This is a genomic window from Niallia sp. 03133 (assembly GCF_052663225.1).
Map to the genome: position 1 here is coordinate 345,249 of NZ_JBQTCY010000001.1, position 16,774 is coordinate 362,022.

Sequence of the window (16,774 nt, forward strand, 5' to 3'; positions counted from 1 at the left end):
TGTCGACAGCCTGACGGATAATCAGTTGGGTAATTTTAGTAAGGGAGATGTAAAAGTTGAAAGAAATGGATGAAACGATCATAGCAGCTAGCAGCTTATTTCAAAATTTGTTTTCAGATAAGCTTGTTTTTACAAAATTTGAAGCCGATTCGAAAGATGCTTTATTTAAAAAAATTTCAGAGCTGCTGGAAGAAAAAAAATATGTAAAGCCTAGTTTTTTTCAAGGACTTTTGGAAAGAGAAAAAAACTTTCCAACTGGGCTGCGAACAAAATCCTTTCATGTAGCTATTCCGCATACTGACCCAGAACATATTATTACGCCATTTATTGCTGTAATTAAACCAAACAAACCGATCTGCTTTTATGAAATGGGGTCTGATGATATTGATGTGCAAGCACAGATTATTTTTGTACTGGGACTTTATAAGTCAGAAGAACAAGTGCCGCTTTTGCAATGTTTAATGGAAATGTTTATGGAGGAGAAAACGATGGAGCATTTAATAGCTTCTGATGATGTAAAAGAAATCCTTTCATTCATACAAAAGCAAATGAAATAGAGGAGGAATAAGGATGAAAAAAGTTATTGTAGCTTGTGGATCAGGGGTGGCAACATCACAAACAGTGGCTTCAAAGGTGAAAAAATTGTTAGATGTGCAAGGAATTCGGGCAAATGTGGAAGCAGTGGATATTAAATCGATTGATACGTATATAAAAGACTGCTCTGTTTATATTGCCATTACAAAACCAAGAAAAGATTATAAAGTGCCTGTATTAAGCGGTATTCCTTTTTTGACAGGTGTAGGGATGGAGCAGGAGCTTCAAAAGCTGATCCAGGCATTAAAATAGGCAACAGACCTTTAGGAGGGAATTTGGATGGAACTATTACAATCGATTATTAATTATGTATTGGATTTTGGAGCAGCAGTATTTGTTCCAGTTATTATGATTATTGTCGGTTTGTTTGCAAGAATGAAATTTAAAGAGGCTTTTAGTTCCGGTTTAACATTAGGTGTAGCATTCATCGGCATGAATTTAGTGGTAGGTTTTATGATGAACAGCATGGGGCCTGCTGCCCAGCATTTTGTTGAAAATACTGGAATTGTTTTAAATATTATGGATGGCGGCTGGACATCTCTTGCTACGTTAGCATGGGCGTGGCCATTGGCATTTTTCTTATTTCCCTATCAGATATTGATTAATATTATTATGCTGGCAACAAAGCAGACAAATACGTTAAACGTAGATTTATGGAATGTTTGGGGAAAAATTTTAACGTCTGTTTTGGTAGTGGGAGTTTCCGGCAGTGTGCCGCTTGCTTTCTTAGTTGCCGGGATTCAAATTATATTGGAATTAAAAATAGCAGATGTAAGTCAAAAGCAAATTCAGCAGCTGACCGATATTCCAGGAGTTACTTCTCCTCACAGCATGATTTTATTCGGTGCCCTATTATGGCCGTTAAACCGATTGATGGATTTTATTCCTGGATTAAACAAAAAGATTGATGCAAACTGGCTAAAAGACAAAATCGGTGTATTTGCAGAAAATCATGTAATGGGATTTATTATCGGTGTTTTATTGGGGATTTTTGCTAGATACAATATTCAAGACACACTAACACTTGGTGTTCAAGCAGGAGCATCCTTAACATTGTTCCCGATGGTGGCAAAACTATTTATGCAAGCATTAGCCCCGTTGTCTGATGCCATTTCTGAATTTATGAGAAAACGTTTCTCCAACCGTGAGCTTCATATCGGTTTAGACTGGCCAATTCTTGCTGGATGTAATGAAATTTGGGTGACAACCATTATTTTGGTTCCGATTACATTAGTATTGGCTATTATTTTGCCGGGAAATAATGTATTGCCATTTGCAGGAATCATCAATTTATCCTTTGCTGTTCCGGCATTGCTAGTTACAGGAGGAAATCTATTAAGAATGGTTCTTCTCGGAATTGTAACAACACCTGTATTTTTATATGTATCTACTCTTTTTGCTCCAACCATTACTGATCTGGCGAAAGATACAAAGTTAATTGAAATACCAGCAGGACAGATGCTCTCTTGGAGTACACTGGAATATCCTGATTTCCGCTATGCATTTACCCAGGCAGCAGATATTGTAAATGGTAACTACTGGGGATTGGTGTTGGCAATTATTTGGATAGGACTATATGTGATGTATTACAGAGGAATGAAAGCAAGATCTTTAAAAATAGAAAAAGAAGAAGAGGCAAACAATTTGGCGTAATTGCAAGCCTCCACGATAAGGTATCTAATTTAAATATATAGAAAATTCAGTAAAAGGTCAATCCCAACTGTAAGGAAGTGTAAAAAAAGATGATTTATACTGTTACGTTAAATACAGCCATTGACCGTTTATTATATGTAAAAAGTCCGTTAACTAGAAAAAAAAATAATGTAATAGATACGATTGGCTATGATATAGGCGGTAAAGCAACGCATGTTTCTGTTGTGCTCTCGAAAATGAATATAGAAAATGTGGCAACAGGATTTATCGGGGAGCATAATAATGCCTTGTTATTATCCATGCTTCAAAATCATCATGTGAATAGCAGCTTTATTATGCAAAAAGGCTGCAGGACGAGAGAAAGCATCGTAATTATTGATGATTCTGGAAATGGAAGCTTTATGATAACCGAACATGGCTTTGAAATTACGGAGGCTTCTCATAAAAAACTAGTAAGCTATTTGCAGGAAAATGTGGAAAAAGACGATTTCGTTGTTTTTGCCGGGTCCCCGCCAAGCGGATATTCAGTAGATAACTATAAAGAATTGCTTCAAACGGTAAAATCCAAAGGAGGCTTGCTGATTGTTGACGCAGCAAAAGAATTTTTAAAAGAAGCGATTAAACAAAATCCATACTTGATTAAGCCAAATGAAGACGAAATAAAAGAGTATGTTGGAAAGTCGTTAATAGATGATCAGGAATATATAGATGAATTAAAAAAAATGCATCAAAAAGGGGTAGTGGTAGCGATTATTTCTCTTGGCAAAAAAGGCTGTTTTATCGGATTTGCACAACAGTATTTTAAAGTCACCCCGCCAAAAGTGAAAGAAGTGAACGATACAGGCTGCGGCGATGCATTTGTCGGAGGAATGGTGGCTGCTTTAGCAAAAGACAAAAAAGATGTAGTGTCTTCTGTCCGCTTCGCCACGGCAATCAGCGCATTAAAGGCTACACAAAAGACGAGCTCGCTTCCATCCTTGCATAATATACAGGATTGGATGGATCGTGTACAAATCGAAAGGATTGGTGAGGAAGCATGATGTATTTAGAAGAAAGAAAAGATCTTTGTGTTGTGACAAAAATGATGTTTGACCGATTTATTACAAATGCTGCTGGAGGAAATATTACCGTAAAAGTAAGCGATGAGCATTGGATTATGACACCTACCTTAATGTCCCAGGCAAAATTTTGCCGACTGGAGCCGAATGATATTTTAGTAATAGATAGAGAGGGAATTATTTTAGAAGGAGACGGCAGATTAACGAGAGAGTTTAATATGCATATGGCGGTATATGAAACAATGCAAGGGGCAGGAGCGGTGATCCATGCCCATCCAAAAGAATCGATGGTTTTTGCTTCCTTAGGATTAGATCTGCCACATTTATGTGAAGCTACGCAGAAATTAGGGGAAATAAAAACATTGGATTTTGCCCCGGCAACGTCACCTGAATTAGCAGAAAAGGTACAACAATATTTGCAGACAAGAAAAAATGATCTGCCGGTAGCAACCTTATTAAGAGAACATGGCATTCTTGTCATAGATAAATCCTTGCGCAAAGCATACGATATGCTGGAAAGAATTGAGTATAACGCCTATGTCAATATTCAAGCAAATATGTTTCAAGCACTTGGTAAAATCAATGGGAAAAAAACCGCATTTTCCTACAATATGGAGGAGTAAATATGGTTGGAAATAGATGGATATGGTATGTTGTTTTTATCTTTACCATCGTATTGCTTATTTATGGCATTGTTACTGCGAATATATGGGTAAGTGCGATTGCATTTGGGATTAGTTTATTGCTGAAAAAATATGTAACAGCCATTTTAACGAGTTATCGAAAGTAGCTATTTACTTTAAAATGATGTGAGCCGTTCTATTTGGTGGTGGGTGCCTAATTGGGTGCTTACCTTTTTTATTTATGTCTACCCTGAAAAGTATGGTGTACTTGCGAGTTGCCCGCAGCCGGCATACTCTTCGCTTTCCATGGGGCGGGCGTCGAGCTTCCTCGTCGCTAGCGCTCCTGCGGGATCTCGCTTGACCCGCTAATCCCATAGGAGTCTTCGTGTATGCCGGCTGCTCTGTGCTGAATTATTGGGATGCTGCTTCTTTTCAAGGGCCATGGTGCGATTTTTTGTTGCATGGGTGTCTACCCTGAAAAGTATGGTGTACTTGTGAGTAGTCCGCAGCCGGCATATACTTCGCTTTCCATGGGGCGGGCGTCGAGCTTCCTCGTCGCTAGCGCTCCTGCGGGATCTCGCCTGACCCGCTAATCCCATAGGAGTCGAGCGGACGCCTCAAACTAATAGGGTATTTTCTTTCAAACAAAAGCTATCACATAAAGTGAACCTTTCCATCAGTGGGGGTTTTCTTCATCCCCCACTGATGGAAAGCTTGCGGTCCAAGGATGTGGATCACACAAACGAAGACATAAGGAAGTGGCGACATTAGTTTGTGTATATCTATCGGACCTTTACGGGCAGTTATCCCCACCTAGCTTCCTCGATTCCTCAGCATCCCCGAGGTGGGGGTCTTACTGTCCGTTAAGAGTGGGATAAATAGGGATCTTAAAAAAGACAATAGGATGCCCGGTCGGATGTATATAAATTTCCCCCCCTTCCCTCGGTATCCTATTTTTGTAGCCATATTTTTTAAATTGAAGCTTGAGAGGTTAAATATAATCTTTTTTAGAAAGAAAAAATTCCATCTGAAATTTAGTCAATCTTTTTTTAAAAGAATTACTATATATTGTGTAAATTTAGTGAAGTATTGTCTATATATTGATAATAGAAGTTGCGACCATTTATAATACTATTGATGATACGTGATTTGGAGTGAAATTAAATGGGGAACTATACTGAATTATTAATGGAATTTGAAGAGATTGTCCGCAGTGACAACCAGGATTATATTCAAGAAAACGCAAATATAGATGGATTATCACCGATGAGTCATATGATGCATTTTGCTTCTTCCTCGTCGCGTCATTATACGATGGAAAAGCTTTTATCAGCCCAAGCAAAAGAAGCATTTCAACAAGGGTATATTCATATTCATGATCTCGATTTTTATTCTTCCGGGACGGCAACATGCTGCCAAATCCCACTAGGGAAAATTTTGAAAAATGGCTTTGATACTGGTCATGGATTTATGAGAGAACCGCAAACGATTATGAGTGCTATGGCACTTACTTCTATTATTTTGCAGGCGAATCAAAACCAGCAGCACGGTGGACAAGCCATCCCCATGCTGGATTATGATTTAGCGCCATACATACATAAAACATTTGAAAAAAATAAAAAGAAATTGAAAGAAATAATAGATGATGATGCTTTGATTGAAAAGAAAGCTTGGGAATGGACGGAAAAAGACACCTTGCAAGCTTGTGAAGCTTTTAGCCATAATTGCAATAGCATGCACTCAAGAGGTGGAGGCCAGACTCCTTTTGTGTCTGTTAATTTAGGGACAGATACGTCTAAAGAAGGTGCATTATTAACAAAGTGTTTACTGCTTGCTACACAAGCAGGCTTAGGGAGCGGAGAGACTCCTATTTTTCCTATCATTGTGTTTAAAGTAAAAGGAGGAATTAATTTTTTTCCAGAAGATCCTAATTATTATTTATTTGAGTTGGCGATCGAAACAACAAGCAAACGCCTCTTTCCGAACTTTGTTTTCCTTGATGCTCCATTTAATGCACAATATTATGATGGTACACCACAATCAGAAGTTGCGACTATGGGATGCCGGACAAGAGTAATGGGAAATATTCATGGAAAAGAGAAAGCGGTCGGCAGAGGGAATTTATCCTTTACCAGCATTAATCTGCCAATGATTGCACTTGAATCTTCTTCGATTGATCAATTTTTTGCAAAGTTGGATACATACTTAGACATTACGATTAAGCAATTGTATGATCGCTATCTTTATCAAGGGAAAAAAACAGTCGCAAACTTTAAATTTCTGTTTACACAAGGTGTATGGGGCAATGGAGAAACACTAAATATGGATGATTCCTTAGCTGATATTTTAAAGCAGGGCACATTATCGATTGGTTTTGTCGGATTGGCTGAGTGTTTAACTGCATTATTAGGTGTTCATCACGGGGAAAGCAAGGCAGCCTATGATTTAGGATTGAAAATCGTAAAGCATATGAGAAATGCTGCTGACCATGCGATAGAAAAATACCAACTAAATTATTCCCTTATTGCAACTCCGGCTGAATCATTTGCAGGAAAGTCACTGCGAATAGCAAAAAAGAAGCATGGTGTCATAAAAGGCGTGACAGACCGCGAATATTTTACAAACAGCTTCCATATTCCAGTCTATTATAAAATAAAAGCAATAGACAAAATTAAAAAAGAAGCTCCTTTTCATGAATTGACTAATGCTGGACATATCACATATGTGGAGTTGGACGGGGATGCCAGCAAAAATATGGATGCTATAAAGGCAATTGTTTGTGCCATGAGAGAAGCCGGCATCGGCTACGGAAGTATTAATCATCCGGTAGATCGATGTTTAACTTGCGGCCATAAAGGAATTATTGATAATCATTGTCCAAAATGCGGAGAAGAAGAAGAAAACCGCTTTGAACGAATCCGCAGAATTACAGGGTATCTCGTAGGTTCACTGGATAAATGGAATACAGCAAAACGTGCCGAAGAAAGAGAACGAGTGAAGCATTCATGAGAGTAATCAATATTATTCAAGACAGTATTGTAGATGGTCCGGGCTTAAGAAGCACCGTGTTTTTTGCAGGTTGTCCACACAAGTGTCCAGGCTGTCATAATCCACAAAGTTGGAATAGGAATGCTGGTGATGATATGTCTATTCAAGAAATTTACGATGAATTAATGGAAAATACGCTTACTAATATTACATTTAGCGGTGGAGAACCACTTATTCAATTAAACGACCTAACCATTTTGGCTAAAAAGCTGAAAACAGCTGGGAAAAATATATGGTGCTATACAGGATATACGTGGGAGTATTTGCTGAAATCAAATAAGGAGCCATTTATGAAATTATGCAGGGAGTTGGATATTCTTGTAGATGGGCCATTTATAAAAGAAAAAAGAGATTTATCTTTATTTTATAGAGGAAGCAGCAATCAACGGCTGATCCATTGTAGGAAAAGCATGGAAGAAAAGAAAATTGTCTTATTCGAACATTAAGCAATTTACTACTAATATAAAATAATCTGCTCTCCAATTAAACAAAAAATTTGATTGGTTTTTACATAACTATTCAGCAGTATGAATAGTTATTTTTTTTGTGGGGATTTCATCACCTTTGTTAACAATGGGAGAAGCACTTTTTGAACGATAACTATAAAAAATATTTATAGGTTGTTTTATATATTCCCTATTGTAATTGTATTTCTGTGTGATAATATATAACATAAATTTAGTGATTTAATATTGTGTATACCTAAATAACATATTATTTATGATTTAATGTTACGAAAAGTGACATAAGTGGAAGCGGGTGGCTTATGGTTGAGATTCGAAATTTAAAAACTTTTTATTATGCAGCGACAACGTTGAATTTTTCGGAAGCTGCAAAGCAAATGAATTATACGCAACCTGCAGTTACCTTACAAATAAAAAAAATGGAGGAGGAGTTTGGTTGTGAACTTTTTAAACAGGTTGGTAAGTACAAAGAGTTAACCGAAAGTGGAGTGATTGTTTTTGAAGCTACGAAAAAAATACTGAATATTCTTTCTTCAATGGAAAGTGACCTGAAGCACTCAGGTAAAAATGAAACACAAGTGTCGATAGCGTCAGACATTAATTTTTTAAAAAATCATTTATTAAAAAAACTCGAAGATATTTACTTAAATGATCAAGAGATAACGGTTGAACTAAACGTTGTAGAGGATTCTACGGATATTCTTTTGGGTGTGCAGAATAAGAAATACGACATAGGAGTGGTTCACGGGAAGTATGAAGAATGGAATATGAAATGTCTGGAAGTACAGAAAAATCAAGTGCTCGCAATTTATTCGAGCAAGATTGACATAAATAGTGACGATTATAATAGGTTACCTCTTATTAAATATAAAAAAAGAACCATGTATAGTTCCATTCTTTCTAGGTTTATTGAAGAAAATCAGTTGGATAATCGTAGAACGATTGAAGTGGACAGCATCGAAATGGTCCGCAATTCAGTAATGAAGGGATTAGGTATAGGTGTTTTAACGGAAGATGTGGTTAAAACGGATTTAGATAATCAGCGAGTAAAGATTGTGCCAACGCAGGTTGCTCTTTCGATAGATGCAAATTTAGTGTTTTTGCCAACGGCTTTAGAACGTAAACATGTAAAACGAGCGATTGAAACATTTGAAAAAATATGAAGATTTCGAAAGGGATGTATTAAAATGAAACTTTGGGGCGGAAGATTTACAAAGGAAGAAGATTTGGAGATGAAGGAGTTTGATAATTCCCTTCCCTTAGGAAAAAAATATTATGAAGAGGATATTACGGGAAGCATTGCCCATGCCAAAATGTTAGGAGAGGCTGGGATTATCAAGCCATCTGAATCACAAGAGATTGTTGAAGGTTTGCAAGAAATTTTAGACGAATTAAACGCTGGTGAATTATCCATTGATGAAGATGCATTTGAGGATATCCATAGTTTTACCGAAATTACCTTAACACAAAAAATCGGCGAAGTGGGAAAAAAACTTCATACTGCACGTAGCCGAAATGATCAAGTGGCAGTTGATACGAAATTGTATTGCCGTAAAAGAGGGAATCAGCTTATTCAAAAGGTAGAAGCGTTAGTTAAGACACTTGTTGAAAAAGGTAAGCAAAATCCTGTGCTTATGCCGGGCTATACTCATCTTCAACGAGCACAAGTTGTAACCTTCCAATATCACTTAGGTGCATATGCGGAGATGTTCTTGCGAGACAAAAAAAGACTATTGAACGCATTAGATATTATGAATGAAAATCCATTGGGTGCTGGAGCATTAGCCGGCAGCACACATGCTATTGATCGTAAACGAACGACAGAGCTATTAGGTTTCAAAAAGCCTTGTAATAATTTTATGGATGCGGTAAGTGATCGTGACTATGTCATTGAATTACTTTCAGCCTGCTCCCTCATCGCCATGCATTTAAGTCGGCTGAGTGAAGAACTTATCCTATGGTGTTCGCAAGAATTTCGCTTTGTTACAATGGATGACGCTTATGCAACTGGAAGTAGCATGATGCCGCAAAAGAAAAACCCAGATGCAGCAGAGTTAATTCGCGGGAATGCAGGTTTGACAATCGGTTCACTCGTTTCGATGTTGACCATCATGAAAGGTTTGCCTTTAACGTATAACAAGGATATGCAGCTTGATAAACAAAGCTTTATTGCTGCTTTTGATCGTACGGAAAAGACGTTAAGTCTTATGGAAAAAATGATTCGCACGCTACAGGTAAATCAAGAAAATATGCGAAATGCTGTAAAGGATGGCTTTTTAAATGCAACAGACCTTGCAGATTATTTAGTGAAAAACGGCATGGCATTTCGGGATGCGCATGATGTTGTTGGAAAGGTTGTCCTTTATTGTGAGAAAAACAAATGTACCATTGAGGATATTCCACTAGAAAAGATTCGAACGTTTAGTGAAACAATTGATGAAGGTATTTTTGACTATTTGGATTATGAAAATAGTCTGAAGAAAGGTGTTAAAAGCGAAATTATCTGGGGGGTTGACAATGAGTAAGAGAGGCATTCAGAAGCTTTTCGTCTATGTGGGGATTACTACTTTAACATTTCTTGTCTGTCTTTTCTTTACAAGTAGTTCCAATCATGCATATGCGGCAGGCTTGAACCTTGAGTTTGAACGGATTGTTCCGTTTAAAAAAGTCTTTATTAATGGGTTGGTTAATACCTTAAAAATTACATTTATATCCCTTATCGGCGGGTTAGTATTAGGGATTTTATTAGCAGTAATCAAGGTATCTAAAATTAAACTCCTAAAATTATTTGCCCAATTTTATACGTCTGTCTTTCGAGGAACACCGCTATTGGTACAGGTCTTTATCATATACTTTGCAACACCTCAGCTAACAGGCTATGAAATTCCAGCTTTCCACGCAGCTGTTATTGCTTTTTCACTAAATGCTGGTGCTTATATTTCAGAAATATTGCGAGGTGGGATTGAAGCGGTAGACAAAGGGCAAATGGAAGCAGCGATGTCTTTAGGGGTATCAAAAAGAGATGCCATGCTTGATATTATTATTCCTCAAGCAGTGAAGACGGTTTTGCCAGCAATGGTCAATGAAACCATTTCGCTATTAAAAGAATCTTCTTTAGTTTCAACCATTGGAATGCTTGATTTAATGCGTTCTGCTCAAGTTGCAATGAATTCGACATACTTGGCGTTTGAACCATTTATCGTCGTTGCATTAATTTATTATGTGTTAGTTATGATTTTAAACAGCTTCGCTGGAATTCTTGAAAGGAGGTTGAAACGTAGTGATCGAGGTTAAAGATTTGCATCTATCGTTTGGAACGGTTGAAGTGCTAAAAGGAATAGATTTAACCATTAATCGCGGTGAAATAGTCGCAATTATTGGACCCTCTGGTTCTGGTAAATCAACGTTACTTCGTTGCATGAATATGTTGGAGGTGCCTGATTCAGGTTCGATTCAAGTGGATGGAATAGACCTTATGGGAAAAAATGTGAACATCCAGAAAGTGCGTGAGAACACGAGTATGGTGTTTCAACATTTCAACCTTTTTCCGCATAAAAGTGTTTTAGATAATTTAACTTATGCACCTATAAAAGTAAAAAAAATGAGCAAACAAACAGCTATTGAAAAAGCCCGTGCGTTGTTAAAAAGAGTCGGTTTGAGCGATAAGGAAAATGAGTACCCATCCAAATTATCAGGTGGTCAAAAACAACGGGTAGCCATCGCCCGTGCATTAGCCATGGAGCCAGAGGTGCTATTGTTTGATGAACCAACGAGTGCACTTGATCCAGAAATGGTGAAAGAAGTTTTGGCGGTTATTAAAGATTTAGCAGATACCAATATTACGATGGCATTAGTCACACATGAAATGGGATTTGCCAGAGAAGTAGCCGATCGTGTTTGCTTTGTTGAGGCTGGGATTATTGAAGAAGTAAATACACCAGAATTATTCTTCACTAATCCCAAATCACAACGCGCGAAAGAATTTTTGGATAAAGTATTATAAGGTGTTGAAGGTTTGTTAAAGTAGAAGCCATTACGGTTTTTCTATAAAAAAAATAAAAAAGGTGGAGTATAGCATGAAAAGAATTTTACTTACGATGATGACGATTTTAGGAGTATTTTTGTTAGTTGCTTGCGGAAGCAAAAGTGAATCAGAACCGAAAGAGAGTTCAAGTGCAGATTCTGAAAAGGTTTATTCGGGAAAAACGTTTAAAATTGCGCTTAGTCCAAACTTTGCTCCATTTGAATCAGCTGAGTTGAATGATAAAGGGGAAACAGAAGTTGTTGGTTTTGACATGGATTTGATTGACCAGTTATCTAAGGATTTAGGCTTTAAATATGAAATTGTGGAAACGGAGTTTAATGGGTTAATTGGTGAGTTGCAATCAGGCAGAGCGGATCTTGTCATCTCTGGAATGACGGCAACGGATGAACGTAGAAAGAGTATTGATTTTTCAGAGCCTTATTTCTTTACCAAAACGGCAGTAATGTTCCCAAAAGATTCTCCAATTAGCTCGGCATCAAAAATGAAGGGCAAAAAAATTGTGGCAACTTTTGGTACAAACTATGAGCAACAAGCAAAAAATATGGGAGCTAAGGTTACTTCTTTAGATACGGGTGCGTTGGCAATACAAGAATTGTTTAGCGGACGTGTAGACGGGGCGATGATGGATGCGACAAAAGCGGCAATCGAAAGCGGAAAAAAACCAGATTATTCATACTTTATTTTCTCGGATAAAGAACTAGGAATTAAGGGTTCCAACTCATTTAATATTGCATTTCCTAAAGGATCGGATTTACAAGATGAGTTTAACAAATATATTAAACAGTACCAAGAAGATGGAACAATCGACAAACTGATGAAAAAATGGATGGGTGAAAAATTCGTGGAAGAAAGTAAAGCGAAAAGTAACTAAGCTGTAAGAAAAAAGGTGATAACCATGGGTGAATGCAATGATTCAAAAGTAAAAGCATCGATTTCTCTTTGCTTTGATGTGGATGGGGATACCATTTGGAAGCTGCGTGCAGCAAATTATCCGCAAGGTGAAACCTTCTTGAGATCCTTAAGCGTTGGTGAATATGGTGTGCGAAGAGGTGTCGATCGAGTACTTGATTTATTAGCAAAGTATTCATTTAAAGCGACCTTTTTCATCCCAGCTAACGTGATGAAAAGTCATCCCAAATTAGTAGAAAAAATGATGCAGTTAGGGCATGAAGTCGCTCATCATGGATTAGGGCATGAATATCATTATGGTGATACTTTTGAAGAGCAGTTGGCATATATTGAACAGTGTCAGTCGATTTTTCACTCCGTGACAGGAAGATTACCTGTTGGCTTTCGGCCAACAGGTCGCCTGCTTCCTGAAACGATCGAGTACTTAGAAGAAAATAATGTGAAGTATCTCATATCAGAAAAAGGAAATGAAATTCCGAAGTTTAAAGAAATAGAAGGAAAAAAATTACGAATTGTTGAACTACCTTCCCGCATAGAATTTGATGACTATTATCAGCTTTCCTATAATTATTACCCGGAGCAGCCGGGAAGTCAGGACCGGATTGCAAATTATTCAGATGTGTTAGAAAACATGCTAGCGGAATTAAAGGGAATGGCGCTTTACGGAAAATCAGCGGTTACTGCTTTTCATCCTCAAGTTTTTGGCTCTCCTGGAAAATCGTTAATTTTGGAAGAATTGTTACGCTTTTTAGCAAATCAAAAAGAAATCTATGTTTGTACGTGTGAAGAACAAGCAACACACTTTCTTTTCCTATCTGGAGTGGAAGGAGAGGGTAGAGATGGCGAATAAACCAACAGGTGTTTGTTTAACTTTCAATCTGGATGCAGAGTTTCGCTGGCTTGCACAATATGCAGTAGTACCAGAAGCTTCAATTAGTTCGTTAACGGATATTGGGAAAAAATCGATGGAGGAGCCTTTAGATCGAATTTTAACAATACTTGCTGAAAAAAAGATGAAATGTACCTTTTTTGTAGCTGGAAAGGTTGCTGAGAAGTATCCAGAGCAGATATTGCGGATTGCAAAGGAAGGGCATGAGATTGAAAGCTATGGTGTTGGCGGGGAAAATTATGCGTTGTTAGCGAAAGAAAAGCAAAAAGAATTGTTAGCTTCGAGTAAAAGAACGCTTGAGGATCTCTTGGGGAAAAGGGTACGTGGTTTTCGTGCTCCTGATGGAGAAGTAACGCAAGTAACATTAACACTTGCACAAGAAATTGGCTATGATTATACAAGTATTTTTTATGATGATTATCTTCCTTATAAAATGCTGGAGGAGCAGCTGATCGAAATTCCATCGTCGTATAGCTTGATCGATTTTCATTATTTTATTGCGAATTTAAGTCCTTCAGAACCAAAAGGACAGGTGAGAATTCCGAATTATCAAAAGGTTCTGGAAAATTGGAGATGGGAATTGGCGGCATTTAAAGAATTACAAGGACTAGCTGTATTCCAAATGAATTCGGAAACCATTGGCGGCATTGGGAGGGTTCAACTGCTAATTTCGCTGATAGAACAAATGGAAAAGAATGAGCAAAAACATTACTGCTGCGGAGAAATTGCCGACGCGATGAGGAGTGGATAAATGCATATTCGAATCATCCATCCAGATGCGGGTTTTACTGAAGAAGAATTGTTAGAACGTGCAGAAAAAATGAAGCAAGTAAGTCGTCCTGATACGCAAGTCTCTTTTGTTTGTCCCAAAGGAACAAATATTTATATTGATTCAAATGTAGACATAGCAATTGACGGACCAGAATTGTTAAAACTCGCTAAAGAAGCCGAAGCGGAAGGAATAGATGCTATTGGCATTTATTGTAGTAGTGATCCCGTTCTTTCTGCTATTCGTGAGCAAGTGAGTATTCCCGTTCTTGGAGCGGGGCAGGTCAGTGTTTCGGTTGCTTTGCTGCTTGGTGAGCGTTTTGCTTTTATTACGACAAGTGAAGAACGAGTATCTTCAAAATGGGCTTATTTAAGACAATTAGGTATCGCCATGGATCGTATTGCATCTGTATGTGGAATGTCAGAATCAGTGGAGAATACCCGAGAAGCGTTGCTTGCAGTTGGTGAACAAGTCGTGAAAGATGGAGCGGATGTGATTGTTTTAGGGTGTCTCGCTTACAATGATTATGTGGAAGAATTGCAGAGTGCTCTTGGAGTTCCTGTTGTTCATCCGGCGTATGCGTTAATTAACCAATTAGAATTGTTAGTATTACAACAACTTTCACATAGTAAAAAAACGTACCCAAGTCCCAAGAAAAAAGAAAGAATTTGGTCTCAAGGGAGTATTTGAGGTTCAAAGCAGTAGCAAAAGATAGCTCCAAGTAAAAAGATAAAGATTTAATGATTTTGAGTGAACAACAGAGGGGAGATAATAATGTTTGTACATAATGGAACAGGAAAATTAACAAGCGTTTTGATGTCAAAGCCAGAATATTTATCGAATCCTGCACCAATTAATGAAATTGCAAAAAAATGGCAAGTTGAGCCGCTAGATATAGAAAAAATGAAAGAAGAGCATAGTCGGTTGATGGATTTGTACGAAAAAGAAGGAATTACCGTTCATTTATTGCCAGCGGATAAAGAAATGCCTAATGGGGTTTTTGCAAGAGATTTTGGAGGATGTGTTCGAGAAGGTTATATATTGGGGAACTTTTCGAAAAACATCCGTTTTAAAGAAAAAGAAGCTTATCGGAAAAAAATGGAGGAATTAGGCGTTCCGCTGTTAGGAGAGGTTAAAACCGGTCATTTTGAAGGGGGCGATTTTGCCTTTATTGATGAAAAAACGATTGCTTTAGGAATGGTTGATCGCACGGATACTGAAGGGGTACAAGAAATTCGCGATATTTTGGAGCCTTATGGCTATAAGGTTTATGGAGTTCCCTGCAAAAAAGAGTATTTGCATTTAGATATGTGTTTTAACTTAATCACACCGACTATTGCAGTCGGATATAGAGAAGGCTTGCCAGATGATTTTTTGGAGCTTCTTAAAGAAAAAGATATTACCATCATCGGAGGTGGTGAGAAAGAGGTTTTCTTACATGGCTATAATGTTCAGTCCATTGGTGAGAATCGTGTGGTTTCGTTAGTGAAAAACGTAGCATTAAATCAGAAGCTAAAAGATAGCGGCGTGAAGGTTCTAGAAATTGATATTTCTGAAGTGTTAAAGGCGGGGGGGGGTCCTCATTGCATGACCTTTCCTTTGAAAAGAGAGTAATAAGTTGCTTTCAATAAAGTTATATACGAGGGGTCTTTGAATGAAATTATTAGTTAATATCGAAAAACATAAAGAAGAAAAACTTACATATATCGAAGGTTTTTTGCAAACGAAAAGTCAGGTGCCGCTTTCTATTGAATGGCTAGAGGATTGCAGTAAACAAGAGTTATGCCAAAAAATTGCGGATGTGGACATTTTTTTAACCTCTTTTATGGTAGTTGATGAGGAAGTCATGCAACAAGCGAAGCGTTTAAAATTGATTGTGATTTGTGCAACGGGATTTGGAAATATAGACGTTGAGGCAGCCAAAAAATTCGGTATTAAGGTTTGCCCGATTCGTGAATATTGCACGCAAGAAGTCGCAGACCATACCTTGTTATTGATGTTAGCTTCAGCTCGTAAGCTTAAGGCTTATGAGGAAAGAGTATATCAAGAAAAAAAATGGGATTACGAGTTGCCAGATGTCATTAGTTTACATGAAAAAACATTGGCGATTTACGGTTTTGGTCGCATTGGGCAAGCAGTTGCATGTCGGGCGAAGGCTTTTGGCATGCACGTAATCGTCTATCATCCTTCTTTTCCAAAAGAACTTGCAGACAAATTAGCGGTTGAATTAGTGGAGGAAAAAGAAATATTTCAGCGAGCGGATATTATTTCTAATCACATGAGTGAAAATCCATCAAATATAGGGAAATTCAACCAATTATTTTTTAGTCAACTAAAAAACAATCCAATTTTTATAAATGTCGGAAGAGGAAGTGCGGTTAATGAGGTAGATTTAATCGAAGCACTAGACAAGCATTATATTTCGTTTGCGGCTCTGGATGTCCTTTCTTCTGAGCATCCGAGTTTGGAGAACCATCCATTATTTTATCGCAAAGATATTTTACTAACACCGCATGCGGCTTTCTTTTCAGAAAACTCACAGAAAAAACTTTTAGACATTCCTTTGGGGCAGATCCTAAGCTTTGTAAACGGCAAGGAATCTGAATCATATAATGTTGCCAAGTAGTAGGTGATTTTGTGAACAACCATTAGAAGATGTTGCTAAATTTTTATGATTATTTAAAAGTGAACAAATACTCTTGTAAATCATTTTACAATTGAT

Annotated in this window: 18 protein-coding genes; all 18 read left to right on the top strand. The window is 37.6% G+C overall.

The window, feature by feature from the left end; all coding sequences use genetic code 11:
* The first annotated feature begins 65 nt into the window (after positions 1-65).
* Positions 66-557: a PTS sugar transporter subunit IIA gene (locus ACTYBU_RS01735; RefSeq protein WP_445486874.1), complete on the top strand. Its 492-nt coding sequence runs from the start codon at positions 66-68 to the stop codon at positions 555-557.
* A 13-nt stretch (positions 558-570) separates the two neighbouring features.
* The gene (locus ACTYBU_RS01740) at positions 571-846 is read left to right on the top strand and encodes a PTS sugar transporter subunit IIB (protein WP_445486728.1); all 276 of its coding nucleotides are present in this window, start codon (positions 571-573) and stop codon (positions 844-846) included.
* 27 nt (positions 847-873) lie between these two features.
* Positions 874-2,247, top strand: a complete 1,374-nt coding sequence (locus tag ACTYBU_RS01745; RefSeq protein ID WP_445486729.1) for a PTS galactitol transporter subunit IIC — start codon at positions 874-876, stop codon at positions 2,245-2,247.
* Positions 2,248-2,336: 89 nt separating this feature from the next.
* Positions 2,337-3,287 (top strand): 1-phosphofructokinase family hexose kinase, encoded by a 951-nt coding sequence (locus ACTYBU_RS01750; protein WP_445486730.1) that lies wholly within the window; start codon positions 2,337-2,339, stop codon positions 3,285-3,287.
* Entirely contained in the window at positions 3,284-3,928 is a 645-nt protein-coding gene (locus ACTYBU_RS01755; RefSeq protein ID WP_445486731.1) for a class II aldolase/adducin family protein, read from the top strand. The genes ACTYBU_RS01750 and ACTYBU_RS01755 overlap by 4 nt, the downstream gene beginning before the upstream one ends.
* Positions 3,929-3,930: 2 nt before the next feature.
* On the top strand, positions 3,931-4,095 hold the full coding sequence (locus ACTYBU_RS01760) for a hypothetical protein (protein WP_445486732.1): 165 nt from the start codon (positions 3,931-3,933) through the stop codon (positions 4,093-4,095).
* A gap of 997 nt (positions 4,096-5,092) precedes the next feature.
* Complete coding sequence (locus ACTYBU_RS01765) at positions 5,093-6,937, top strand: anaerobic ribonucleoside triphosphate reductase (RefSeq protein ID WP_445486733.1); 1,845 nt, start codon at positions 5,093-5,095, stop codon at positions 6,935-6,937.
* The gene (gene nrdG / locus ACTYBU_RS01770) at positions 6,934-7,422 is read left to right on the top strand and encodes an anaerobic ribonucleoside-triphosphate reductase activating protein (protein ID WP_445486734.1); all 489 of its coding nucleotides are present in this window, start codon (positions 6,934-6,936) and stop codon (positions 7,420-7,422) included. The genes ACTYBU_RS01765 and nrdG overlap by 4 nt, the downstream gene beginning before the upstream one ends.
* Positions 7,423-7,742: 320 nt before the next feature.
* A complete protein-coding gene (locus ACTYBU_RS01775) occupies positions 7,743-8,603 on the top strand; it encodes a LysR family transcriptional regulator (protein ID WP_445486735.1) in 861 nt (286 codons plus the stop codon).
* Positions 8,604-8,627: 24 nt separating this feature from the next.
* On the top strand, positions 8,628-9,965 hold the full coding sequence (gene argH / locus ACTYBU_RS01780; protein ID WP_445486736.1) for an argininosuccinate lyase: 1,338 nt from the start codon (positions 8,628-8,630) through the stop codon (positions 9,963-9,965).
* Between the two features lie 103 nt (positions 9,966-10,068).
* Complete coding sequence (locus tag ACTYBU_RS01785; RefSeq protein WP_445486875.1) at positions 10,069-10,734, top strand: amino acid ABC transporter permease; 666 nt, start codon at positions 10,069-10,071, stop codon at positions 10,732-10,734.
* Positions 10,721-11,443 (top strand): amino acid ABC transporter ATP-binding protein, encoded by a 723-nt coding sequence (locus ACTYBU_RS01790; protein WP_445486737.1) that lies wholly within the window; start codon positions 10,721-10,723, stop codon positions 11,441-11,443. The genes ACTYBU_RS01785 and ACTYBU_RS01790 overlap by 14 nt, the downstream gene beginning before the upstream one ends.
* A gap of 73 nt (positions 11,444-11,516) precedes the next feature.
* Complete coding sequence (locus ACTYBU_RS01795) at positions 11,517-12,356, top strand: transporter substrate-binding domain-containing protein (protein ID WP_445486738.1); 840 nt, start codon at positions 11,517-11,519, stop codon at positions 12,354-12,356.
* Between the two features lie 24 nt (positions 12,357-12,380).
* Positions 12,381-13,244: a polysaccharide deacetylase family protein gene (locus ACTYBU_RS01800; protein WP_445486739.1), complete on the top strand. Its 864-nt coding sequence runs from the start codon at positions 12,381-12,383 to the stop codon at positions 13,242-13,244.
* Positions 13,234-14,034 (top strand): polysaccharide deacetylase family protein, encoded by an 801-nt coding sequence (locus ACTYBU_RS01805; protein ID WP_445486740.1) that lies wholly within the window; start codon positions 13,234-13,236, stop codon positions 14,032-14,034. Before ACTYBU_RS01800 ends, ACTYBU_RS01805 begins: the two co-directional genes overlap by 11 nt.
* On the top strand, positions 14,035-14,742 hold the full coding sequence (locus tag ACTYBU_RS01810) for an aspartate/glutamate racemase family protein (protein ID WP_445486741.1): 708 nt from the start codon (positions 14,035-14,037) through the stop codon (positions 14,740-14,742).
* Between the two features lie 84 nt (positions 14,743-14,826).
* Complete coding sequence (locus tag ACTYBU_RS01815) at positions 14,827-15,666, top strand: dimethylarginine dimethylaminohydrolase family protein (RefSeq protein ID WP_445486742.1); 840 nt, start codon at positions 14,827-14,829, stop codon at positions 15,664-15,666.
* Between the two features lie 40 nt (positions 15,667-15,706).
* Complete coding sequence (locus tag ACTYBU_RS01820) at positions 15,707-16,678, top strand: 2-hydroxyacid dehydrogenase (RefSeq protein WP_445486743.1); 972 nt, start codon at positions 15,707-15,709, stop codon at positions 16,676-16,678.
* The last annotated feature ends 96 nt before the right edge of the window (positions 16,679-16,774 follow it).